Annotated in this window: 22 protein-coding genes; 11 read left to right on the plus strand and 11 right to left on the minus strand. The window is 57.1% G+C overall.

Annotation, left to right across the window (positions count from 1 at the left end; genetic code table 11):
- Nucleotide 1 precedes the first annotated feature (1 nt).
- The gene (gene yccX, locus ABUK12_RS08485; RefSeq protein ID WP_410016586.1) at nucleotides 2-280 is read right to left on the minus strand and encodes an acylphosphatase; all 279 of its coding nucleotides are present in this window, start codon (nucleotides 278-280) and stop codon (nucleotides 2-4) included.
- 89 nt (nucleotides 281-369) lie between these two features.
- Here yccX and rlmI point away from each other — a divergent pair, with 89 nt between their 5' ends.
- Complete coding sequence (gene rlmI / locus ABUK12_RS08490) at nucleotides 370-1,560, plus strand: 23S rRNA (cytosine(1962)-C(5))-methyltransferase RlmI (protein WP_410016587.1); 1,191 nt, start codon at nucleotides 370-372, stop codon at nucleotides 1,558-1,560.
- Between the two features lie 160 nt (nucleotides 1,561-1,720).
- On the plus strand, nucleotides 1,721-2,038 hold the full coding sequence (gene hspQ / locus ABUK12_RS08495; RefSeq protein ID WP_162364646.1) for a heat shock protein HspQ: 318 nt from the start codon (nucleotides 1,721-1,723) through the stop codon (nucleotides 2,036-2,038).
- Nucleotides 2,039-2,146: 108 nt separating this feature from the next.
- On the opposite strand, the gene ABUK12_RS08500 is transcribed toward hspQ, so the two are convergent.
- Nucleotides 2,147-2,560: a CoA-binding protein gene (locus ABUK12_RS08500; RefSeq protein WP_410015867.1), complete on the minus strand. Its 414-nt coding sequence runs from the start codon at nucleotides 2,558-2,560 to the stop codon at nucleotides 2,147-2,149.
- Between the two features lie 177 nt (nucleotides 2,561-2,737).
- Here ABUK12_RS08500 and ABUK12_RS08505 point away from each other — a divergent pair, with 177 nt between their 5' ends.
- Complete coding sequence (locus tag ABUK12_RS08505; RefSeq protein WP_410015868.1) at nucleotides 2,738-3,100, plus strand: DUF2057 family protein; 363 nt, start codon at nucleotides 2,738-2,740, stop codon at nucleotides 3,098-3,100.
- Between the two features lie 300 nt (nucleotides 3,101-3,400).
- A complete protein-coding gene (locus ABUK12_RS08510; RefSeq protein ID WP_410015869.1) occupies nucleotides 3,401-3,859 on the plus strand; it encodes a methylglyoxal synthase in 459 nt (152 codons plus the stop codon).
- Nucleotides 3,860-3,906: 47 nt separating this feature from the next.
- Here the strand turns inward: ABUK12_RS08510 and helD are convergent, their stop codons facing one another.
- Nucleotides 3,907-5,961, minus strand: a complete 2,055-nt coding sequence (gene helD, locus ABUK12_RS08515; RefSeq protein WP_410015870.1) for a DNA helicase IV — start codon at nucleotides 5,959-5,961, stop codon at nucleotides 3,907-3,909.
- A gap of 157 nt (nucleotides 5,962-6,118) precedes the next feature.
- On the opposite strand from helD, the gene ABUK12_RS08520 reads away from it, so the two are divergent.
- Nucleotides 6,119-6,565 (plus strand): YccF domain-containing protein, encoded by a 447-nt coding sequence (locus ABUK12_RS08520; RefSeq protein ID WP_410015871.1) that lies wholly within the window; start codon nucleotides 6,119-6,121, stop codon nucleotides 6,563-6,565.
- Nucleotides 6,566-6,597: 32 nt separating this feature from the next.
- Nucleotides 6,598-8,715, plus strand: a complete 2,118-nt coding sequence (yccS, locus tag ABUK12_RS08525) for a YccS family putative transporter (protein ID WP_410015872.1) — start codon at nucleotides 6,598-6,600, stop codon at nucleotides 8,713-8,715.
- 43 nt (nucleotides 8,716-8,758) lie between these two features.
- Here the strand turns inward: yccS and ABUK12_RS08530 are convergent, their stop codons facing one another.
- Nucleotides 8,759-9,364 (minus strand): TfoX/Sxy family DNA transformation protein, encoded by a 606-nt coding sequence (locus ABUK12_RS08530; RefSeq protein WP_410015873.1) that lies wholly within the window; start codon nucleotides 9,362-9,364, stop codon nucleotides 8,759-8,761.
- A gap of 209 nt (nucleotides 9,365-9,573) precedes the next feature.
- Between ABUK12_RS08530 and sulA the strand changes: the two genes are divergently transcribed.
- Nucleotides 9,574-10,080, plus strand: coding sequence for an SOS-induced cell division inhibitor SulA (gene sulA / locus ABUK12_RS08535; protein WP_410015874.1), 507 nt, complete (start codon nucleotides 9,574-9,576; stop codon nucleotides 10,078-10,080).
- Between the two features lie 351 nt (nucleotides 10,081-10,431).
- A complete protein-coding gene (gene ompA, locus ABUK12_RS08540) occupies nucleotides 10,432-11,514 on the plus strand; it encodes a porin OmpA (RefSeq protein WP_410016588.1) in 1,083 nt (360 codons plus the stop codon).
- A 70-nt stretch (nucleotides 11,515-11,584) separates the two neighbouring features.
- Here ompA and matP read toward each other — a convergent pair whose 3' ends face one another.
- Nucleotides 11,585-12,040, minus strand: a complete 456-nt coding sequence (gene matP / locus ABUK12_RS08545; RefSeq protein ID WP_410015875.1) for a macrodomain Ter protein MatP — start codon at nucleotides 12,038-12,040, stop codon at nucleotides 11,585-11,587.
- A gap of 209 nt (nucleotides 12,041-12,249) precedes the next feature.
- On the opposite strand from matP, the gene ABUK12_RS08550 reads away from it, so the two are divergent.
- The gene (locus tag ABUK12_RS08550; protein WP_410015876.1) at nucleotides 12,250-14,001 is read left to right on the plus strand and encodes an AAA family ATPase; all 1,752 of its coding nucleotides are present in this window, start codon (nucleotides 12,250-12,252) and stop codon (nucleotides 13,999-14,001) included.
- A gap of 64 nt (nucleotides 14,002-14,065) precedes the next feature.
- Nucleotides 14,066-14,584, plus strand: a complete 519-nt coding sequence (gene fabA / locus ABUK12_RS08555) for a bifunctional 3-hydroxydecanoyl-ACP dehydratase/trans-2-decenoyl-ACP isomerase (RefSeq protein ID WP_410015877.1) — start codon at nucleotides 14,066-14,068, stop codon at nucleotides 14,582-14,584.
- A gap of 58 nt (nucleotides 14,585-14,642) precedes the next feature.
- On the opposite strand, the gene rmf is transcribed toward fabA, so the two are convergent.
- The 6 genes from rmf to rlmKL form a co-directional block, all read right to left on the minus strand.
- The gene (rmf, locus tag ABUK12_RS08560; RefSeq protein WP_162364658.1) at nucleotides 14,643-14,810 is read right to left on the minus strand and encodes a ribosome modulation factor; all 168 of its coding nucleotides are present in this window, start codon (nucleotides 14,808-14,810) and stop codon (nucleotides 14,643-14,645) included.
- Between the two features lie 266 nt (nucleotides 14,811-15,076).
- Nucleotides 15,077-15,646, minus strand: a complete 570-nt coding sequence (gene pqiC / locus ABUK12_RS08565; RefSeq protein WP_410016589.1) for a membrane integrity-associated transporter subunit PqiC — start codon at nucleotides 15,644-15,646, stop codon at nucleotides 15,077-15,079.
- On the minus strand, nucleotides 15,646-17,286 hold the full coding sequence (gene pqiB / locus ABUK12_RS08570; RefSeq protein WP_410015878.1) for an intermembrane transport protein PqiB: 1,641 nt from the start codon (nucleotides 17,284-17,286) through the stop codon (nucleotides 15,646-15,648). The genes pqiC and pqiB overlap by 1 nt, the downstream gene beginning before the upstream one ends.
- Entirely contained in the window at nucleotides 17,273-18,544 is a 1,272-nt protein-coding gene (gene pqiA / locus ABUK12_RS08575) for a membrane integrity-associated transporter subunit PqiA (protein ID WP_410015879.1), read from the minus strand. The genes pqiB and pqiA overlap by 14 nt, the downstream gene beginning before the upstream one ends.
- Before the next feature lie 73 nt (nucleotides 18,545-18,617).
- Nucleotides 18,618-20,537: an ABC transporter ATP-binding protein gene (locus tag ABUK12_RS08580; protein ID WP_410015880.1), complete on the minus strand. Its 1,920-nt coding sequence runs from the start codon at nucleotides 20,535-20,537 to the stop codon at nucleotides 18,618-18,620.
- 5 nt (nucleotides 20,538-20,542) lie between these two features.
- The gene (gene rlmKL, locus ABUK12_RS08585) at nucleotides 20,543-22,660 is read right to left on the minus strand and encodes a bifunctional 23S rRNA (guanine(2069)-N(7))-methyltransferase RlmK/23S rRNA (guanine(2445)-N(2))-methyltransferase RlmL (protein WP_410016590.1); all 2,118 of its coding nucleotides are present in this window, start codon (nucleotides 22,658-22,660) and stop codon (nucleotides 20,543-20,545) included.
- 102 nt (nucleotides 22,661-22,762) lie between these two features.
- Between rlmKL and ABUK12_RS08590 the strand changes: the two genes are divergently transcribed.
- Nucleotides 22,763-23,866 carry a YcbX family protein gene (locus tag ABUK12_RS08590; RefSeq protein WP_410015881.1) on the plus strand — a complete coding sequence of 368 codons (1,104 nt, stop codon included), beginning with the start codon at nucleotides 22,763-22,765 and terminating at the stop codon, nucleotides 23,864-23,866.
- The last annotated feature ends 35 nt before the right edge of the window (nucleotides 23,867-23,901 follow it).

A 23,901-nucleotide genomic window follows, 5' to 3' on the forward strand; every position in this document is an offset into this window, starting at 1 on the left:
ATCAATGACGGATTTGGAATCCATTAAAATCGACGGCGTTTTTCGGCTCGGTCAGGATACGCTCGATCTGCGCGCCGCGCGGCCCTCCCTGTTTTAACCACGCCAGCAGTTTTTCCACCTGCGCCGGTTCACCGCAGACCATGACTTCGACGCCGCCGTCGTCCTGATTGCGGGCATAACCCGAGAGACCCAGTTGTCTTGCCTGATGCTGGGTTGAGTAACGAAACCCTACGCCCTGCACTACGCCATAGACGTAAACGGCGGTACATACCTTGTCCATCATTTCCCCCTCGCGTCGGCTAATGTTTGCAATTGACTGCGCTTATTCGCAAAATGGCGCTCCATTTCTCAGGTTTAGTATACCTTATGATGACAAAACGTCTTTTCCTGGCCAAAGGCCGTGAAAAATCACTGCTCCGCCGCCACCCCTGGATTTTCTCCGGCGCCGTCCACCGCCTGGAAGGCAAACCCCAGTCTGGCGAAACCATCGATATCTGTGATGAAAAGGGCAACTGGCTGGCCCGGGCGGCGTACTCGCCATCCTCGCAAATCCGCGCCCGCGTCTGGACGTTTGTCGCGGACGAAGAAATCGATGTCGAGTTTTTTGTCCGCCGCCTGAATGTTGCCCAGGATTTTCGCACCAGGCTGGCCGCCAGGGATGGGCTGGATGCTTATCGGCTGATAGCCGGCGAATCCGACGGCCTGCCGGGCATTACTATCGATCGCTACGGCCGTTTTTTTGTCTTGCAGCTGCTGTCGGCCGGCGCGGAGTATCACCGGCCGACGCTGACGCTGGCGCTGCAACGTTGTTACCCCGATTGCGCTATTTACGATCGTTCCGATGTCTCGGTACGGAAAAAAGAGGGCCTCGAATTAGCCAGCGGGGTGATTGTCGGCGAGACACCGCCGGAACTGTTGGCCATTAGCGAGCATGATATGGCGATCCTGGTGGATATCACGCAGGGACATAAAACCGGTTTTTATCTTGATCAGCGTGATAGCCGTCTGGCCGCACGTAAATATGCCGCCGGCCGGCGGGTATTGAATTGTTTTTCCTATACCGGGGCCTTTTCGGTGTCGGTACTGCTGGGGGACTGCCTGCAGGTCACCAGCGTCGATACGTCCCAACACGTGCTGGATATCGCTAAAAGCAATATTGAACTCAACCATCTTGACGTGGATAAAGCCGAATTTGTCCGTGAAGATGTGTTTCAGTTGCTGCGTAAATATCGCGAGGAGGGACGGCAATTCGATATGATCATCATGGACCCGCCCAAATTCGTTGAAAATAAAAACCAGCTGGCCAGCGCCTGTCGCGGTTATAAAGATATTAATATGCTGGCTATGCAATTACTGGCGCCGGAAGGCATTTTATTAACCTTTTCCTGTTCCGGCCTGATGACCACCGATCTGTTCCAGAAAATCATCGCCGACGCCGCGCTGGATGCCCACCGGGATATGCAGTTTATCGAGCAGTTTCGCCAGGCGGCCGACCATCCGGTCATGGCGCCCTACCCTGAAGGACTCTATTTGAAAGGATTTGCCTGTCGCGTCATTTGATGGCGTTAGCGCGTCCCCCCTTGAAATCGCCCACTTATCCCCCATATTTAAGATAAGGCGGTATTTAGGCACTTACCATGACGCCATACCGGGCGCATTTCGCGGCATTGTTGAGAACGCTACACTATGCCGCGCAGGTACTACATCGCGGGGGATTGATATGATAGCCAGCAAATTTGGAATCGGACAACAGGTTCGTCATAAGTTATTGGGATATTTAGGCGTTGTCATCGATGTCGATCCTGAATACTCATTGGAAAAACCTTCTCTGGATGAAATTGCGGCTGACGATAAGCTGCGTTCCGCGCCCTGGTACCATGTGGTTATGGAGGACGAGGAAGGAAAGCCGGTCCATACCTACCTGGCTGAAATCCAGTTGGGGTACGAGGCGACGCCGGTACATCCCGAACAGCCCACCCTGGACGATCTGGCGGAATCTATCCGCCAACAGCTCCAGGCGCCCCGGCTGAGAAACTGACCCAGCGGCTTGCGGCGGGCCCCGCCCGCCGTTGCCGCAGTCAGCCCCTTACAGGCAGTGCTGCGCTGCAAGCAGCCGCACATTCCATGGCGCTGAAAAAACCGGTGTCTATTTTGCCAATCCCAGGCGCGGGATTTCAATTTTCGGGCAGCGATCCATCACCACCTTCATGCCGACATTCTTCGCCAGCACCGCCGCCTGCTCGTTAATCACGCCCAATTGCATCCAGAGTACCTTGGCGTCAATGGCGATGGCTTCCTGGGTCAGATCATAGACCGCTTCCGACCGCCGGAACACATCCACCATATCCACCTTGACCGGAATCTCCGCCAGGCTGCCGAAGACCTTTTGACCCAGGATTTCCCCGCCGGCAAGCGCCGGGTTAACCGGGAACACCTGATATCCCTGCTGGAGTAAATACGCCATGACGCCGTGGCTGGCCCGGGCGGGATTATCACTGGCGCCCACCAAGGCAATAGTCTTTACAGAAGTCAGAATATCGGCAATATCACTATCGGTCATGAGGCTTCTCCGGTTGCATTTATTGAGTTAAGTGTATACCAAGGCACAAAAATTTTGATAAAACGAACCGGTATAATGATTTCAAAATAAAATTATTTGTGACTAAATGATACAAAAACATTATTATCCGCTAATCAGTTCCGCTTCATGAAGCCAGCGCTGTAGTAAGGAGAGAGAATGCGTTTCCTGATCGCCCTCGTTCTCGGGATCGGCCTGTTTGCCGTTTTCCCGGTCCTGGCGACGACGCTGCGTTTGCCCGCGGAGATTGAGTTATTGATTGTCGACGGCGCGCCCATTGGCAGCACGCTGCTGCGGGGCGCCGACAGCCTGGAGCTGGCGCGGGGCCGCCATCAACTGGTGCTCACCGTCAGCGACCGGGGGTCTGCGGCCACGGCAAGCCGGCATGCCTATACCTCACCTTATATTGTTGTCCAGTTCCACACCCGCAATGCCCGGCAATTAACTTTCCAACTGCCGCCCCTGCGCCACACCCGAGCAACGCGACCGTTTCAGCCGCCAGCCGCTAATCCGGCTGATTGATCAGAACGGTGACGCCATCGATGCCACGTTCAGCCGGCTTATCGCCGAGAGGGAGGCATTGCTGGACGCCCTGCGTGGTTACAATCTTAACCGGGAGCCGCAGCCGGACGCGTCCCCGTAGCGCCATTGGCGCTAACCGCGGATAAGGTTGTCTTCCCCTGGCCCCGGGCGCGCCCAAGGCCGGTCCGGCACGATATATCCGGGCCGGGGTTTATTTTATCGTAATGCCGGTTTACCGCTTTGCAGTGAAACGGAGTTTCAGTAGTCTATAGACAGACTATTCTATTGAAGGGACAGGAAATGGAGTCAATTAACCGCACCATCGCCGTACGTAAGCATATTGCGTTGGTGGCGCACGATCACTGTAAACAGTCGCTGCTGAACTGGGTGGAAATCAATAAGGATCTGCTGGCGCAGCATATTCTTTACGCTACGGGGACCACCGGCAACCTGGTGCAGCGCAACACCGGCCTGCCGGTGCACAGTATGCTCAGCGGCCCAATGGGGGGCGACCAGCAAGTGGGCGCGCTGATTTCGGAAGGGAAAATCGATGTGCTGATCTTTTTCTGGGACCCGCTGAACGCCGTGCCCCACGACCCGGACGTTAAAGCGCTGCTGCGCCTGGCCACGGTGTGGAATATCCCGGTCGCCACCAACCGCTCCACCGCCGACCTGCTTATCAGCTCGGCACTCTTCAGCGGGGAAATCACTATTGAGATCCCGGATTACCAGCGTTACCTGACGGAACGTTTACAATAAGGCACGGGCCAGGGCCATCCCCCAGCCGGGCGCCCCTGGTCCCACGGTTAGGGTTTTTTGGCCTTCGGCACGCCCAGGCGCGCCAGCTCATCGATAAAGGGCGACGGATGTTCATTATCCGCCAGCAGCCATACTTGCTCTTTTGCCCGGGTCAGGGCGACATATAACAGGCGGCGTTCCTCGGCGTCGGGAAAATCTTCCGGCAGCGGCAACAGCGCCTGTTCAATCACAGATTCCCGCGCCGGCGCGGGGAAGCCGTCCTTACCTTGCGCCAATCCCAGGATAATCACATACTGCGCCTGCTGCCCTTTGCTGCCGTGGATGGTCATGAAATCAAGATTCAGCGTCGGCCAGCGGGTGGCGGCTTTATCCAGCTGCGCCGGGCGCAGATAGTGGTAACGGGCCAGCACCAGGATCCGCTCATCGGGGCGCGCGTAGCCGCTGAGCTTGTCCAGCAGCGCATCCAGGGCGTCGCCCGGCAGAATCATCACCGATTTTTTGGTCCCCTTGGCAAGGCTGTTAAGCGGTTTTTTCAACTGATGGGGATTTTGCAGCACAAACGCATTGGCCACTTCGCCGATACGTTGGTTAAAACGGTAGGTCGTATCCAGCGCGCACAGCGCGCCTGCGCCAAAGCGCTCGCCAAAGGACGTGGTCAGGGCAAGCTCGGCGCCGCTGAACCGATAGATGGACTGCCAGTCGTCGCCGACGGCAAACAGGGACGTCCTGCGGTTTTGCTGATACAGCGCGTCCAGCAGTCGCGCGCGCTGGGGCGAGATATCCTGGTACTCATCCACCAGGATATGTTTCCAGGGACTGATAAAGCGGCCTTTTTGCAAAATATCCACCGCCTGGTGTATCAGGCCGGAAAAATCAACCGCGCCCTCGTCCTTGAGCGCCTGCTTCCAGGCCTTTAACAGCGGCGCCAGCAGCCGGACACGTTTGGTAAACAGATCGCGGATCTCTTCCGGCGCCTGTTCAATCATTTGCGCCTGGCTGCCGCCGTGCATGCGCAACAAGCCTATCCAGCGCTCTATGCGCACCGCCAGGCGCTGGGCCAGGCGCTCATCGTGCCAAAAATCGTCAGCGGGAATTTCCCAACCGAGTTCATCGGCGATCCATTGCCGCCATCCTTTCGCCTGCGCCTTTTTCTGCGCGCACTGTTCACGCCAATGGGCGACCAGTAATTTGCGCCGCGCCAGGGTATCGGTTTCCAATGCGCTTACCACCGGGGCCTTTTTACTGCCCTGGCGGATGATAAACAACGCCAGGGCATGGAAAGTCCAGGCCTTGACCCCGTCAACCTGCAATCGCGACCGGATACGCTCGTCCATTTCCCGCGCCGCCTGCCGGCCGAATGCCAGCATCAGGATCTGTTCCGGCAACGCTTCTTGACGCCGCAACAGCCAACCGGCGCGCGCCACCAGCACCGAGGTTTTGCCGCTGCCCGCCCCTGCCAATACCAATAACGCGTTTTCGCCATTGATGACGGCGCGGCTTTGGGCAAGGTTCAGCGGCGAGCTTTCCACGGTATTGAAAAAATCCTGATGCGCTATCAGCATTTTTTCGCTCCACTGCTGGTTGCGCTGCGCCACCATTGCCGGCCCCTGCTCCAGCCACGCCAGACAGCGGTGATAAGACGCGCGGCAGGGTTCAAACTCATCCAGGCGCGTTACCGGCAGCGGCAACGCGGCGAAGGCTTCACGAATACTTTCCTGCAAAGCCGCCAGTTGATGCAGCGCAAACCAGCTGTCCCGGGAGGTCGCCTGCTCGATGGCGGTGATCTGCTGATGCAGGACGGTGGCGCAGATGCCGCTCATCTCGCGGCTCCATTCCTGCCAGGCCTTCTGCAGATAATGGTGAAAGCGCTGCGTCTCCTGCCATTCGGTGCCATGCAGGCGCACCACCTTGTCCTGCGGCAGCACAAACTCCAGTTCTCCCCAGACGATACCCCGCTTGCAATGGATGGAGACGATTTGGTTGAAAGGAATCAGGTATTGATGCTTATCGCCGCTGACCTCGACGCCGGCATGGAGCAGCCGCACCCGGTTGTAGGGATGCTGGGCGAGGTGCTTGCCGAACGAGGTGGATTTCAGTTCCATAAAGGTATGCCCGGGTTCCGTATCGTTTATGCGTCGGGACGTAGTGTACCCATTTTAACTTGTTCTGCTCCAGCCTGGAAATCAGGGTAGAATAACCGTTATCCTGTCGGGATAAACGGTTTTAATAACAGAATTGTGAATTGACACTTTGGGGACTATGCGTACTTTACTTAATATTCTGAACTTTGTTTTAGGTGGTTTTTTTACCACGCTGGCGTGGCTTCTGGCCACCGTGCTCAGCGTGGTGCTGATCTTCAGCTTGCCTTTTACCCGCTCCTGCTGGGAGATAACCAAACTCTCCCTGCTGCCTTTCGGCAATACCGCCGTGCATGTGGATGAACTTTACCCGGAAAACCGCAGCGCGGTACTGTCATCGGGCGGCACGCTGCTTAACGTGGTGTGGTTTGTCCTGTTCGGCTGGTGGTTGTGCCTGTCGCATATTCTTACCGGCATTGCGCAATGCCTGACGATTATCGGCATTCCCCCGGGCATCGCCAATTTTAAGCTGGCCGTTATCGCCCTATGGCCGGTGGGACGCCGTGTGGTTCCCGTCGAGCTTGCTGAGCAGTTGCGTGCGCATCCGGACCGCCGTTTCTACCGTTGAAGCCATCATAAGGATAGAGTGTGGGATACAGTGTGCTGACATTTGCACCGGGCTTGCGGCGTTTTGCCTTCAGCAGCCGCTGGCGCTACAACCTGCGGATTTTTATTGCGTTGAGCGGCGCGGCGGCGCTGCCGTGGTGGCTGGATATGGCCACGCTCACCATTCCCCTTACCCTTGGCGTGGTTGCCGCGGCGCTGGCGGATCTCGACGATCGCCTAAGCGGCCGGCTGCGCAATCTGCTTATCACCCTGGTGAGTTTTTTCATCGCCGCGGTATCGATTGAACTGTTGTTTCCTTATCCCTGGCTATTCGGTATCGGCCTGGCCGGCTCCACCTGCGGTTTTATTCTTTTGGGCGCACTCGGACAGCGTTACGCCACCATCGCGTTCGGCGCGCTCTTGATCGCCGTGTATACCATGCTGGGGGCCGCCATGTACCAGACCTGGTATCTGCAGCCGGCGTTACTGCTGACGGGCGCCATCTGGTACAACCTGCTGACCTTGTTCGGCCATCTGCTGTTTCCCATCCGGCCATTGCAGGATAACCTGGCCCGTTGTTATAGCCACCTGGCGCACTATCTTGATGCCAAGGCCAACCTGTTCGACCCGGATACCGAAGACGACGACGACGCGCTTATCGAGGTGGCGATGGCGAACGGCAATCTGGTGCAGGCGCTGAATCAAACCAAAGCGTCGCTGCTGACCCGGCTGCGCGGCGATCGCGGCCAGCGCGGCACCCGCCGTACGCTGCATTATTATTTTGTGGCCCAGGATATTCATGAACGGGCCAGTTCGTCCCATGTGCAATACCGGCAATTGCGCGAACAGCTGCGTTACAGCGACGTGCTATTCCGCTTCCAGCGGCTGCTGGCGATGCAGGCGCGCGCCTGCGAAGCCCTATCACAATCGATCCTGCTGCACCAGACTTACCAGCACGACAGCCGTTTCGAACGCGCCTTCAGTCATCTGGATGCCGCCATCGGCCGTGTCGTGGCGCCCAGCCAGATAAAAGCGCTGAAACATCTGCTGAACAACCTGCGCGCTATCGACGCGCAGTTGTCCACCATTGAGTCGGAACAGGCGGTTGCCCGCAACAGCCCGGAAGAGAACAATCTGGCCGACGATAAGCTGACCGGCTGGAGCGATATCCGCATGCGCATCAGCCGCAACCTGAGCCCGGACTCGGCGCTGTTTCGCCATGCCGTGCGCATGTCGCTGGTGCTGTGCGTCGGTTATGCCTTTATCCAGCTCAGCGGGATGCGTTACGGCTATTGGATCCTGCTGACCAGCCTGTTCGTCTGCCAACCCAACTACCAGGCGACGCGTCGCCGGCTGGCGTTAAGGATAATCGGCACGCTGGCGGGTATCCTTATCGGCCTGCCGATCCTCTATTTTGTCCCGTCCATCGAAGGTCAACTGATCCTGATCGTGGTCAGCGGTACGCTGTTTTTTGCCTTTCGCAACGTGCAATATGCCCAGGCGACCATGTTTATCACCCTGCTGGTGATGCTGTGTTTTAACCTGCTGGGCGAGGGATTCGATGTGGCGGTGCCGCGGGTGTTCGACACCTTTGTCGGCTGCGCCATCGCCTGGGCCGCGGTCAGCTTTATCTGGCCGGACTGGCGTTTTCGCCGCCTGCCGGTGGTGGTGAACAACAGCCTCGCGGCCAACTGCCGCTACCTTGACGCCATTCTGGTGCAGTATCATCAGGGCAGGGATAACCGCCTGGAATACCGCGTAGCGCGGCGGGATGCCCATAACCGCGACGCGGAGCTGGCCTCGGTGGTATCCAATATGGCGGCGGAGCCGAGAACCCGCAGCGAGCTGCTGGAGTCGGCGTTTCGCCTGTTGTGCCTGAATCACACCCTGCTGAGCTACATCTCGACGCTTGGCGCGCACCGGGAGCGCATTGTTGACCCGGCGCTGATGGCGGTGCTGGACGATGCCGTCTGTTATGTGGACGATGCGCTGCAATGCCAGGAGCATTTCGCGCAGCGGGTGGAACAGGAACGGGAACGGCTTATCGCGCGCATCCAGCGGCTGTTGCCGGACCCGGAAGCCAGGGAACAGCTGGTTTTGCAGCAAATCAGCCTGTTGCTTGATTTGCTGCCGGAACTGATTGAGCGTAAACAGCACATAGAAAAACAGTGATAGCGCCGCATGCCGCCGCCGGGCGGCATGCATTAACCGGCTGCTAGCGGCAGGGGAGCCGTGAAAACCAGTCCAGAAGCTCGCTGCGCTGGACCTGGGGCAACGCGGCATAGTGGCGCCCGGACAATGCCCCTTCCAGCGCGAGCAGCACGGTGACGCCCAGGTTCCGCTTGATTTTACGCAGTTTCAAATAGCTGCTTTTGGCGCCGTAATAGCGCAAGGCATCGATATCCCTGATACCGGCCTTCCATAACAGGCGCTCGATACCCTGCCCGATATTGGGCAAATCCTTTAACCGCAAGCTGGCCGCCTTGATGCGCGTTTCCTGCCTGGCCTCGTCGATGGCGCGGCGCGCCAGGTCCAGCAGCGTGTGTACGTCTTCCCACAGGCGTTCATCGACGTGATAATAGTTAAGCGCCACCGGCAGGCCCCGTTTGGTATAAATCAGCCGGCTCATTCCCTGCCCGAGGTAGATATGCTCGCTTTGCCGGGTGCCGCGCAGGTACAGTTCGCCGTCCAGAATCAGGCCGAACATGATTTTATCGGCGGCGATGCTGTACCCGCCGAACTGTGAACGGGTGGAAATATCCCCCAAGGGAGAAAAGCAGTTTTTAGCCTGTGCAATGCGGCATTTATGTAGTACTTCCATGAACTTCTCCTTGTTGTGGACCGCGAGATTCCTTACTCAAAATTCGCAACAGCCCATAAAAATACGGTATTTTCCCAGCGGTTTTCAACTTAATCTCGGCGCGACGATCATTAAGTGGCAATTCTGCGAAGGTCATTAAATTTTTGATTGATTTTCGCGCCAAACCACTATACTGTGTTTTTATACAGTGACACAGGGGCGGACACAAAATGCAGACTCAATACCATGCCAATTCTTCTCGGACGCAGCCAAGCCAGGGTGAACAGCCGATCGACAGCACGACGGCCCGTCCGGAGCAGGGTTTTATCAGCGAAGTGGTTTATTTCGAGGATCAGCCGGTTGTGGGGAATATTCTGTTGCCGTTGCTGCGTCTGCTGGGCACGCAGTCGCGCTGGCTGCTCTGGCTTACGTCGTCTCGCCGATTGAGCCGCCCCTGGCTTGAACAGTCGGGCCTGCCCCTGGAAAAAATGGTGCAGTTGCGCCATCGCACCGCGTTCGATACCGTCGCCGCCATGGAGAAAGCACTCTGGACGGGGAATTACAGCGTCATTTTGGGCTGGTTTCCGACGGAATTGACGGCGGATGAGAAAATTCGCCTGCGTGACGCAGCGCAGCATGGCGGCACTTATGGGTTCATCATGTACCCGCAAAATGAGGTTTGCCGGAAATCTGGACAGTTTTCAGGCTTAAAGATTCATTCTACTTTGTATCATTAAGTAAATTTAAGATTAATCTCATTAGGGGCGTCGCATCTTGTGATTTCCGCCCCTGTAACTCAGAACAATCCAGTATATACGCGGTTCCCCGCCCGCAACGGCGCCTAAAGCGATATCACTTTTTTCGTCCCTATCATCAATAAAGCCTATATGAAACGCTGTTTTTTATTAGCGGCTTACTACATCTTACTTGTAAGTTTCCTACTTCGTTGTAGACTTTAATTCGCCAGGGCTGCTCTATAACGCCTTTTAAGGGCGATGTACAAACCCAGAGCATGGACACTGGCAATGGAATATTTAAATTAGCTTTAAGAGCTCATTGCCTATTTGGATGATAACGAGGCGCAAAAAATGAAAAAGACAGCTATCGCACTTGCAGTGGCACTGGCGGGTTTCGCGACCGTAGCGCAAGCCGCTCCGAAAGACAACACCTGGTACACCGGTGGTAAACTGGGCTGGTCCCAGTATCACGATACCGGGTTCTACGGTAACGGTTATGACAGCCGCATCGGCAATGGCCCAACCCGCAACGATCAAATCGGCGCAGGTGCTTTTGTTGGTTACCAGGCTAACCCTTACTTAGGGTTTGAACTGGGTTATGACTGGCTGGGTCGTATGGCCTATAAAGGCAGCGTTGATAACGGTGCATTTAAAGCCCAGGGCATTCAGTTGACCACTAAACTGAGCTACCCGCTTAACGATGACCTGGATATCTATACCCGTCTGGGTGGTATGGTATGGCGTGCTGACTCCAAAGCTAACTATGCTAATGGAGCCGGTGGTCGTCTGAGCGACAACGACACTGGCGTTTCTCCGTTGGCGGCTGCAGGTCTTGAATACGCAGTAACCAAAAACTGGGCAACCCGTCTGGAATACCAGTGGACCAACAATATCGGTGATGCCGGTACCGTTGGCGCCCGTCCTGACAATGCTCTCGTGAGCGTAGGTGTTTCCTACCGTTTCGGTCAAGATGAAGTTGCCGCTCCTGCACCGGCTCCTGCCGCTGCACCGGCTCCTGTTGTCCAGACCAAACACTTTACCCTGCGTTCCGACGTGCTGTTCGGCTTCAACAAATCTCAGTTGAAACCTGAAGGCCAGCAGGCTCTGGATCAGCTGTATTCCCAGCTGAGCTCGATGGATCCTAAAGACGGTTCTGTTGTCGTTCTGGGCTATACCGACCGTATCGGTTCTGAACAATACAACCAGAAACTGTCTCAGGCTCGTGCGCAAAGCGTAGTGACCTACCTGGTATCCAAGGGTATCCCTTCCGACAAGATTTCCGCACGTGGCATGGGCGAATCTAACCCCGTCACCGGCAATACTTGCGATAACGTGAAACCGCGTGCAGCGTTGATCAACTGCCTGGCACCGGATCGTCGCGTAGAAATCGAAGTGAAAGGTATCAAAGAAGTGGTAACACAGCCGCAGGCTTAAGTGTTGTCAGCTTCATAAAAAAACCCCGCCTGGCGGGGTTTTTTATTGTCCGTCCCACCTTATTTCCCCGCTAGCCCTCTTCACCCAGGATGGCTTTCAAATCTTCTTTCAGGGAAGACATCTGCGTGGCGTATTTCTCTTTACGCTCGGCATCTTCCAGCAGGTTAACAATGGTTTCCGAGAGGGTTTTACCCCGCCGCTGCGCCAGGGCCGCCAACCGTTGCCATACCAGGTATTCCAGGTCGATGGATTTTTTGCGCGTGTGCTGATGCTCGGCGTTGAAATGACGTTTGCGTCTTGCCCGTATCGTCTGCTTCATCCGGTTGTCGAGCGCAGGATTCATATTCTCCCGGATCCAGAGAACGATGTTGTCCGGTTGATGCTCATAAAGCATCAAGGTGGCGACCGCTTCCTCCGCCGCGCTATTTTCTTCATGCCGGGTGATTCGTTCACCTTCACGATGTTTTTTTACCAGATAGGTCCATTTCCATCCGGTTTCCAGATTTTCAAGCTGCTGGTATTTCATATATCGCCCACCCGTGACCGTGTAACGTTAGACCGATAATAGCAGTTCCGCGCGTAAAATTTCTAACATTCGTTTCATTCCGCCTATTTTTTAATCATACACGGCGACAAGTTTCCCTGAATCGCCGATGAATGCAAGATGCGTGAGACTCGGAGAGGGGAATTCTTGTATAATCCCCGTTTCCCTGTTTAGCGACGTTACCGATTACCTTGACCATTAAACAATTAGAATGGAAATATTTAATTCCCGAGCTTTCGCCTTTCGAAGCGGTGTTTGCCCAACCCTCCCAGCCACTGCCAGCACCCATGGATGTGCTGCAGCCTCGTTTGATGGACGGCCTGACGCAATTTTGCCACTCCCGCTCGCCGAGCCGTTTTCTGCTGCTTACCGCGCAGGAAGATGAGGAATATTTCCAGTTAATCACCGAGACGGTTAAACAGCTGCTGCCCCAGGGCGAAAGCGTTATCGGCAGCCGGTATGTCATTACGGGTAATGGCGTGACAGTGCAGCCCGCCACCCGGCGCGACGATAATTTTGCCGGGCGCGCCAGGGGGCTGTACCAGCCCTGGATTGAACATGAGCAGTTATTCGGCTGCGTCAGGTGCTACCGCGACGTACTTGATCTGCAGCCGGGCAAGATGCATGAAGCCAATGGCGGGGTGCTGGTGCTGGGCGCCAAGGCCCTGGCCAGCCAGCCGTTAATGTGGCTGCGTCTCAAGCAGATGATATTGCAGCAGCGTTTCGACTGGCTGGCATTGGACGAAACCCGTCCGCTGCCGGTGTCCATACCGTCGATGCCGCTCGATCTGCGCCTGGTGATCATTGGCGATCGCGAGTCGCTGGCCGACCTGAACGATCTGGAACCCGATCTGACCAAACTGGCGTTGTATGCCGAATTTGAGTCCGACGTAAAGATCCTGGCGGCCGAGGATATGCAGAACTGGTGCGCCTACGTCAACAGCCTGCTGCGCACCCTGACGCTGCCGCAGCTGACCCCTGACGCCTGGCCGGAAATGGTCAGGCAGGCGGTGCGCTACAGCGGCGATCAGTACCAACTGCCGCTTTGCCCGCATTGGCTGACCCGGCGTTTCAGGGAAGCGGTGCTGTATAGCGAGCAGGGAGCCATCACCGCCGAGGCCCTGTATAACAGCAACCGGACCCGGATCTGGCGTGAAAGTTATCTTACCGAGCGCATGCAGGATGAGATATCGGAAGGACAGATCATGGTTGAAACCGAGGGCGCCATGGTCGGCCAGGTCAATGCGCTGTCGGTGCTGGATTTCCCGGGCCATCCCCTGCCGTTTGGCGAGCCCTCGCGCATCAGCTGCGTAGTCCATCTCGGCGACGGCGAAATTAACGATGTTGAACGTAAGGCCGAGCTCGGCGGCAATCTTCATGCCAAAGGCATGATGATCATGCAGGCCTTCCTGATGGCGTCCCTGGAACTGGACCAGCAGCTGCCCTTCTCCGCGTCGCTGGTGTTTGAGCAATCCTACGGTGAAGTGGACGGCGACAGCGCGTCGCTGGCGGAATTGAGCGCCCTGATAAGCGCCCTGTCCGGCAAACCGATAGTGCAGCAGATTGCCGTTACCGGATCCGTGGATCAGTTTGGCCGCGTCCAGCCCATCGGCGGCGTGAATGAAAAAATCGAAGGTTTCTTTGCCCTGTGCGAGAGCCGCGGGCTTGATGGTTCGCACGGCGTGATTATTCCCGCCGCCAATGTGCGCCATCTGTGTCTGCATGAAGAATTGGTCGAAGCGGTGCGGAATGAGCAATTCCATATCTGGCCGGTGGAGACCATTGATGAGGCGTTGGAGTTGCTGACCGGGATCCCCTACGATCACGAGCAGAAGCCCAATCTGATTGCTTCAATACGCGAGCGCATCGCTTATATTAATCAGCACGAACGCCTGCGTTTACCCTGGGGATTCCGCTGGCTTAACTGGTTCAATCAGAGCTGATGGACTTGTCCCGGGTAAGGATGTTGGTTAATGTGCGTGATTCATTAATAAAGGTTTGGATAACATGGTAGATAAACGCGACTCATATACAAAAGAAGACCTGCTTGCCTGTAGCCGCGGGGAATTATTCGGTAAAGAAGGCCCGCCGCTTCCCGCGGGAAACATGCTGATGATGGACCGCGTGGTTAAAATGACCGAAGACGGCGGCAGCCATAATAAAGGTTACGTCGAAGCAGAATTGGATATCCATCCCGATATGTGGTTCTTCGGTTGCCATTTTATCGGCGACCCGGTGATGCCCGGCTGCCTGGGGCTCGACGCCATGTGGCAGTTGGTGGGATTTTACCTCGGCTGGCTGGGCGGTGAAGGCAAAGGCCGCGCCTTAGGCGTGGGCGAAGTGAAATTTACCGGCCAGGTGCTGCCCAGCGCTAAGCGGGTCACTTATCGTATTCATTTCCGTCGGGTAGTGAACCGTCGCCTGGTGATGGGTCTTGCGGATGGCGAGCTGCTGTGCGATGGTCAGGTTATATACACCGCAAGCGATTTGAAAGTCGGTCTGTTTAAAGATACCGGCGCATTCTAAGCGCCTGGATATGAAACCTCCGCGAAAGCGGAGGTCAATTCCTTTGCTGACAAGTGGCTTACAACGTCACCGACCTGTCCTCCATGGCTTTTCGCCAACCTCCCAACCAGTGAGACCGTGCATCCAGGGACTGAAAAGGACATATCTCACTTGAGCGTCCGGATAATCCCGCTTGATAACCACGTGAATGTGCGCGTTCAAGGCGATCTCGTTTTTGTCTCTTCATGCCGTGTTTCCCTCATCTTGTTTGGTGGAAAGAAAACGGTAATCACATTTCTGCAATTACCCTTTATCTTTAGCGATAAAAGAGTAAGAAATCAACGCAGCATTTCACAAAAGCGTCATACCAAAAATGCATAATGGGCACATTTTGCCTAAAAGGTTGGCGGTTACAGGCAGCTTAAGCTACTGAAAACCGGCTGAACTGCGCGCCTGGAGAGTTAAGGAATCTTAACCTGCCGAGGCGCGTTTTGGTTTTAGAACGTTTTGTTATTAAGGCAGCCGGGAAATTTGTGCGGCCGCTTCCTGGCCGATTTGCTGCCAGCCCTGCGCCAAGGTCCTGACCAGGGCGTCATAGCCGTCCTGGTCCTGTTTCAGCGTCAGGATGAACGGGTGGCGGGTCACCTGGCTATTATGCGTCAATACCCACTCGCCCTGAATAACCGCCCGCCCGTCGTAACGGCCGTGAAAACCGGTGACGTTGAATTCCAGCGTATCCTGATCTCCCTGCCCCTGGCTTGCGGACACCAGCACGCCGGGAAGCCGATTGCTTAAATGGGCGATCATGGTTTGCTGCAATTGCTGCTCCAGCGGACTGGCCCACAGGTTATTGCTGGCGGTGACGTAACGCACGTCGCTTTGCTGGTAGACTACGCCGCTGCCGGCCAGATAATCCGACACGTTAACCCGGGAGAGCCATATATGCCGCGTGACGCCGGCGGACGGCAGTCCCTGCCCGGCGTTGTCCTGGGCCGCGACCGGCAGTTGGTAATAATGCTTGTCGCTGTTGCCGCCGCAGGCGGCCAGCAATAACGCCAGCGCCAGCAGAATCCCTTTTCTCATCATTTCGCCCTCTTCGGCTTCGGATCTTTGCCGCTATCGGCCTCGAACACCAGCGCGTTGCTCTTGTTGTTCAGCGTGCGCAATACCGGCTGCAGTTCCCGCAGAACCTGATCGAGTCGTTGCATATTATCCACCATTTTATTGTAGGCCGGGGAACCGGGCTGGAACCCTCTCATGCTGCTGTTCAGTTCGCGCAAGGTACGCTGCATATCCTGCGGCAATTGCTGCATCGACTGGCTACCGGTAATCTGGTTCACCGATTTCAGCGTCTTTTGCAGCTCGCGCAGGGTACTCTGGCTTTGCGCCAGGGTACTGGTGGCTTCACTAATCATCGGGTTGAGCGGCAGGCTATTGATCTTATCAAGAGTCAGCATCAGCTTCTGCTGGATTTGCGCCAGGCCGCCGCTGGTGGTCGGCAGCACCGGATAACCGTTAACGACTTTCTCGCCGTCCCAGGGCTTGGCCTGCGGATAAAAATCAAGATCGACGAACAGCGAGCCGGTCAGCAGGCTGGCGCTTTTTAACGAGGCGCGCAGCCCGTGCTCGCCGGCTTCCTTGATGCGGGAATTAATATCAAATTTGTCGCCCAGTTTGCCGGCCAGGCGGTCTGGTTCAATGCGGATCAGCACCGGTATCTGGTAATTATCATCGATAGCCTGCTTGATCGCCGTCTCAAGGAACGGCACCTGGGCGACGGTGCCCAGGCGGATGCCGCGAAACTCGACCGGCGCGCCAGGCTGCAGGCCGCGGACGGAATCATTGAAGAACAGCAGATAATCCTTATGCACCGTATACAGCGAATCAGAGATGCTGTTCTTATTATCAAACAGCTGGAAGGACTGGTGTTCAGTCGCGCGATCGCCCAGATCCCAGCCGGTGGGTACGTCAAAACTCACGCCGCCGCTGAACAGGGTGGTCAGCGACCCCATCTCCACCCGCATTCCCTGGGCGGACATATCAAAAGCCACGCCGCTGTCTTTCCAAAAACGCACATTGGTGGTTACCAGGCTGTCGTAGGGCGCGCTGATAAACAGCTGGTAGCGCATTTTGCGCTGTTGCGGATCGAAGTAGCTGGTTTGTACCGTGCCGACCCTGAAGCCGCGGAACAGCACCGGATCGCCGGCATTGAGCTGCCCGGACTGGTCGCTGTCGAGCTCGACGCGAATACCCTTGGCATCCGGCGAGGCCAGCGGCGGCGAGTCAAGCAGATTAAAGGTGTCGGCGTCCTCGGCGTTGGCGCCGGGCTGCAGCTGGATATAGGCCCCGGACAACAGGGTTCCCAGGCCGGAGATTCCCTCGCGGCCAATCTGTGGCTTGACGACCCAGAACGCGGAATCGCGGCGCAACAGCTTTTCCATGCCGTTATTGATGCGGGCTTTGATTTCCACCTGCTGCAGGTTATCGCTTAGCACCACGCTTTCCACCATGCCGACGTCGACGCTGCGGCTTTTGATGGCGGTTTTGCCGGCCTCGATACCTTCCGCGCTGGTGGTGGTCAGGGTAATGACCTTACCCTGGTGACTGAAGTGGTAATAGAGGATCCACGCGCCTATCAACACCGTCACGATCGGAATGATCCATACCGGCGACCAGCGCTTGATTTTCTCCACCTGGGCGACGTCGTACTTATTGTCCGTCAACGGAAGACTCCTTTTGGTTTTTACTTTCGGTCCGATCCCAGATAAGACGCGGGTCGAACATCTGCGCGGCAAACATGGTTATCATCACCACCATGGCAAATAACACCGCGCCGATGCCCGGTGTAATACTCATTAACTGCCCCATCCTCACCAGCCCGGACAGCACCGCGATCACAAAGACATCAATCATCGACCAGCGGCCGACAAATTCGACGATTTCATAGAGAAAATGCATCCGCTCGCTGTCGCGCCGGCCTCTGTCCGCGCGCGCATCCCAGCACAGCCAGGCCAGGGCGATCATTTTCAGGGTCGGCACCATGATACTGGCGATAAAAATCACCATCGCCACCGGATAGGAACCGTCATCCCACAAGATGATCACCCCGGCGATAATCGTCGAGTTAAGTTTGCTGCCCAAGCCTTCGGTTATCATGATCGGCAGGATATTAGCCGGGATATACAGCATGATGGAGGTCACCAGCAGCGCCATGGTCCACTGCAGGCTGTTATGCCGCCTGGCGTGCTCACGGGTACGGCAGCGCGGGCAGGTACGCTGTCCGGCGGGCAGGATCAGGGTGCAGCAGCTGCACGCGCGGATCCCCTGCGCCAGGCCGCCGACCCCCGGGCGCACCCTGGTCACCGGCGACACCGCCGGCATGATGTTATCCCATAGCCAACGCTGATCGATGCATTGGAATGCCCGCTGCTGCAGCAGGCAGAACAGGCAAAACGGCAGAAAGCTGATGCCTACGCCGATATCGCCGTAGGCCATCAGCTTGACAAAACTGACCAGCACGCCCGCCAGAAAAATTTCCGCCATGCCCCAGGCGCGCAGGGCGAACAGCGACTTGGCCAGGAAAGCCTTCAGACGAAACGACAGGGGAAACCCAAGGCACAGGAGGATGATGGCGACCATGCATACCGCGGGGATGAGCTGGACAAACAACAGGAACAGGCTGGCCAGGCTGGCGAAATGATCCGCCACCATGATCCCGGGGATTTGCGGCAGGGTAATCTGGCGTCCGATGCCCGACACCTTCATATTGACGAAAGGAAATAAATTGGCCAGCACCAGCATTATCAGCGCGCTGATGGCAAACATCACCGGCTGGAGGCGCGGGTTGGACCAGCGGCTTATCAGGGTATTGCCGCAGCGGGGACAGACGCCTTTCTGGCCGTCGGTCAATTCCGGCAGGGCCACCAGGAGATCGCAATGCGGACAAAGCACGTACTTAGGGTGATGGACGGCAGAACACATGCATTTCTCCTCATAGCACTGATGCCGTTTGGCGGCCCGATCGGGATTCCCACCGTTCCCGATCGGGTTCATGTCACTCTTTTGGTCCGTTCTTTAACGCTTCAAGCTCTTCCCAGCGGGCAAAGGCCGTTTCCAGCGCCTGTTCGGCGCCGGCCATGCGCGCAATCACCGCCTGGGTTTTTTCGTGCGGCTGGCTGAAAAAATCCGCGTCCGCCATTTCGGCCTGGAGGGCATTGATTTCCTGCTCCAGGCGTTCAATCTCCTGCGGCAACATGTCCAGCTCACGCTGTAGGTTATAACTCAATTTGGCGGGGGCGCGCTTCGCATTAAGCGGCTTTGGCGCCTCGGCGACGCGATTTTTTTCGGCATGGGCGGGCGCGGCGCGCAGCGAGCGCATATTTCGGCGCTGGTTCTGGGCGTCGAAATAGCCGCCGACAAAGCTGCTGATTTGACCTTCCCCTTCAAAAATCCAGCATTCGGTCACCGAGTTGTCCACGAACTGACGGTCATGGCTGACCAGCAGCACCGTGCCCTGGTAGCCGTCGATCATCTCTTCCAGCAGTTCCAGCGTCTCGACGTCCAGGTCATTGGTCGGTTCATCCAGAATCAGCAGGTTACTGGGATTGAGGAACAATTTGGCCAGCAGCAGCCGGTTGCGCTCGCCGCCGGACAAGGCTTTTACCGGCGTCATGGCGCGCTTGGGGTGAAACAGGAAATCCTGCAGGTAACCCAGCACATGGCGCGAACGGCCGTTGACCATCACTTCCTGTTTACCTTCGGCCAGGTTGTCCATGACCGTGCGTTCGGGATCCAGTTCGGCGCGATGCTGGTCAAAATAAGCCACTTCCAGCTTGGTGCCGCAGTGGATGCGTCCGCTGTCCGGCTGCAGTTGGCCGAGCATCAGTTTTAACAGCGTGGTCTTGCCGCAGCCGTTAGGGCCGATCAGGGCGATTTTATCGCCACGCTGTACCTGGGCGCTGAAGCCGCTGACCAAGACTTTATCCGCCAGGCGATAGCTGACATCTTCCATTTCAAAGACGATTTTACCCGAGCGGGTGGCTTCCTCCACCTGCATCTTGGCGCTGCCGATAACCTCGCGCCGTTCGCTTCTTTCATTGCGCAGCGCCTTTAACGCGCGCACGCGGCCCTCGTTACGGGTGCGCCTGGCCTTGATGCCCTGGCGGATCCACACTTCTTCCTGCGCCAGTTTCTTGTCAAACTCGGCGTTTTGCAGTTCCTGTACCCGCAGCTCTTCTTCCTTGCCTTCAAGGTATTTGTCGTAATTGCCTGGCCAGGACACCAGCTTGCCGCGATCCAGATCGACAATGCGCGTCGCCATATTGCGGATAAACGAACGGTCATGGGAAATGAAAATAATGCTGCCGGGGAAACTTTTCAGGAAGGTTTCCAGCCAGTCGATGGTTTCAATATCCAGATGGTTGGTCGGTTCATCCAGCAGCAAGACCTGGGGCTCGCAGACCAGGGCGCGGCCGAGCGCCGCTTTACGCAGCCAGCCGCCCGAGAGGGCCGACAGCTCGGTATCGGCGGTCAGGCCCAGCTGTTCCAGCACTTCGTTGATGCGTTTTTCCAGATGCCATAAATTCTGGTGGTCAAGGATCTCCTGCAGACGGCCCATTTCCATCAGGTTTTTATCGCTGGGATCCTGTTCCACCAGATGGGAAACGGCATGGTAGGCCTTCAGCGTTTGCGCCTGTTCCTGCACGCCCTCGGCGACGAAATCATAGACGCTGCCGCTCACGTTGCGCGGGGGATCCTGCTGCAGGCGGGCAACGATGGTATCCTGCTCGAAAATCAGTTGCCCGTCGTCCAGCGGCACTTCTTTGCTGAGGATTTTCATCAGGGTAGATTTGCCCGCCCCGTTGCGCCCGACCAGGCAGACGCGTTCGTTACGTTCTATATGAAGCTCGGTATTATCCAGCAACGGCGCATCGCTGAACGATAGCCAGGCGCCGGAAAGGCTGATTAATGACATGGCGTTTATTGATCCTGATCGGCATGGCTTATCAGCCAGCTGTTGTGAATATGGCGATTACGGGCGAAGTCCTGGGAGCGTGTTTGCTCGGTGATGGACCGCGCCTTCAGGCCGAGGGCCTGTAATCCTTCGGCATCCAATTGGAAACCGCGTTTATTATTGGAGAACATCATGGTGCCGCCCGGGCGTAACAATCTTTTCAGATCTTTCATCAGCACCAGGTGATCCCGTTGCACGTCGAAGCTTTCAGACATGCGTTTTGAATTGGAGAACGTGGGGGGATCGATAAAAATCAGATCGAAGGTTTCCTGCGACAGTTCAAGCCAGGACAGGCAATCAGCCTGGATCAGGCGATGCTGCTTGCCGACCAGCCCATTGCTGCGCAGGTTTTTTTCCGCCCATTCCAGATAAGTGCGCGACATATCCACCGAGGTGGTGCTGCGCGCGCCGCCGATGCCCGCATGCACGCTGGCGCTGCCGGTATAAGCGAACAAGTTGAGGAAATCCTTGCCGCGGCTCATCTCGCCCAGCATTTTACGCGCGATGCGATGATCGAGGAACAGACCGGTATCCAGATAATCGGTCAGGTTGACCCAGAGTTTGGCGTCATATTCGTCCACCAGCAGAAATTCGCCCTTCTGCGCCAGCTTCTCGTACTGGCTTTTGCCTTTTTGCCGCTCGCGGGCCTTCACCACCAGTTGGCTGGCGGGGATATCCAGCACCGACAGGGTCGCCGAGATGGCGTCGTAGAGTCGCTGGCGCGCTTTTTCCGGCTCAATGGTTTTTGGCGCCACATACTCCTGGATCACCACCCATGAACTGTAGCGATCGATGGCGACGTTATATTCGGGCAAATCGGCGTCATAAAGACGATAACAATCCAGATGCTGCTTGGCGGCCCATTTTTCCAGGCCGCGGATATTTTTACGCAGCCGGTTGGCGAAATCGGGCGCGATGTCGCGGGCTACCGCCACGTTCGGCGTCTCGGCCAGCAGGTAGTTTTTCTGCTCGCAGTCCAGCGGGCCGTTTTTTGCTTTAAACGAACGCTCCGCGCGTAATTGCAGCGCGCTTAACAATACCGGCGACGCGCTGAACAGCGACAGCCGCCAGCCGCCGAACCGGCTTTTCATGATGCGCCCGAGCAGATTATACAACGCGATCAGCGCCGGCTCGCTTTCCAGCCGCTCGCCATAGGGCGGATTGCTGATCACCGTGCCGGTCGGGCCGTCAGGCTGCGGGTTGGCCAGATTAGCCACATCATTAACCGAGAAGGTGATCAGATCGGCGATGTCTGCGTGACGGGCATTGGCGCGCGCTTTTTCCAGCACGCGCGCATCGTTGTCGGAGCCAAAAAAGCGTGAAGCGGCGCCGGCCCCCGCCGCGGCGCGCGCGCGCGCCGCGGCCAGCACATCCTGCCACAGGGATTCGTTATGGCCGCGCCAGCCGTAAAAGCCCCATTGCTGACGCAGCAGGCCGGGCGCACGATCCGCCGCCATCAGCGCCGCTTCGATCAGCAGGGTGCCGGAGCCGCACATTGGGTCCAGCAGCGGCGTGCCCGCCTGCCAGCCGGAGCGCAGCACGATGGCGGCCGCCAGGTTTTCCTTGAGCGGCGCCTGGCCCGCGCCGTCGCGGTAGCCGCGCTGGTGCAGCCCGCCGCCGCTCAGGTCCAGCGATACCATGGCATGGTCGCGGTGCAAAAACACCTGCACGCGGATATCCGGCTGCTGTTTGGCCACATCCGGACGCTGGTCCAGGGCATCGGCGAAACTGTCGACGATGGCGTCTTTTACCCGCAGCGTGCCGTACTGGCTGTTGCGGATAGCCTCATTGGTGCCGCTGAAATGCACGACAAAGGACTTATCCACCGAAAAAATCGCCGGCCAGTCGATACCCCGCACCCCTTGATAGAGGTCATCATCGCTGAAAACGTCAAAATCGGTCAGCGGCAGCAGGATGCGCGAAGCCAGGCGGCTCCAGAGCAGGCTTTGGTACAGCAGCCGATCGTCGCCGTGAAAGTGCACCCCGCCCAGGGCTATTTTACAGTCGAGCGCACCCAGTGCTTCCAGCTCGCTTTTTAACAGTTCTTCTAAACCTTGTGCCGTACTGGCAAAGAGTGCGTTCATCATGTCACTTATCATCAAAAAGAAAAATCGTTGGGCATTATAGCTAATCCCGACCCATTGTCATAAAGTTGGCCCAACAGAGTGTTCCGGCAGGGAGGCAAAGTGGTCAGTTTATCGCGGTTATATATTCATCCGGTGAAATCAATGCGCGGTTTGCAGGTATCCCATGCGCTGGCGGGCGCCGAAGGTCTGGCCTTTGACCGGATATTTATGGTTACCGACCCGGACGGTACTTTTATTACCGCCCGCCAATATCCGCAAATGGTGCTGTTTACGCCGGTGATGGTACAAAACGGCCTGCACCTTGGCGCGCCGGACGGACAAAGCATATTGGCGCGCTTTGCCGATTTCACGCCTGACGGCCGCCCCACCGAAGTCTGGGGCAACCATTTTACCGCGTATGTGGCACCCGAGGCCATCAATAACTGGTTAAGCGGCTATTTAGGTCGCGCGGTGCAGCTACGCTGGACCGGGGAGCAAAGCCACCGGCGGGTCAAACGCTATCCCGGCATACCGCTGTCGTTTGCCGACGGTTACCCCTTTTTGCTGATCGGCGAGGCTTCGTTCAGGGATTTGCAGGGGCGCTGTCCCGCCGGCATCAATATTACCCAGTTCCGGCCGAATTTGGTGGCGGCGGGTGCGGCGCCTTTTGCCGAGGACGGCTGGCGGCGCATTCGCATCGGCGACGTCGAGTTCGAGGCGGTCAAGCCCTGCAGCCGCTGCGTGCTCACCACCGTGAGCGTGGAACTGGGCCGTAAACACCCGGCGACGGAGCCTTTGCGCACCTTGCAGGGCTACCGCACCGCCGATAACGGCGATGTGGATTTCGGCCAAAATCTGATCGCGCGCTCCAGCGGCATCATCCGCGCCGGCGACATGATTGAAATACTGGCGGAACAGGAGCCCAGGCGTTACGGAGGCGGCGCGGTAAGCGCAACCCTGGCGGCGCCGGTGGACGGCGAGCGGCAGGTGATGATTGATTACCAGGGACGGCGCTTTCGCGGCAATAACCAGCAGGTATTGCTGGAGCAGCTTGAGCAACAGGGGATTCGCATTCCTTATTCATGCCGGGCAGGCATCTGCGGCACCTGCAAGGTAAGGTTGCTTGAAGGCGAGGTCGCGCCGCTGAAAGCCAGCGCGGTCGAAGAACCCGGCCAGGTGCTGTCCTGCAGTTGCATACCCAAAAGCGATTTGCGTCTTGGCTAACTTCCGGGCGGCATACGCGCCCCGCATACGCCGAA

It is taken from the genome of Sodalis sp. C49 (genome assembly GCF_046352915.1).
In the GTDB taxonomy this organism is placed as follows: domain Bacteria; phylum Pseudomonadota; class Gammaproteobacteria; order Enterobacterales; family Enterobacteriaceae; genus Acerihabitans.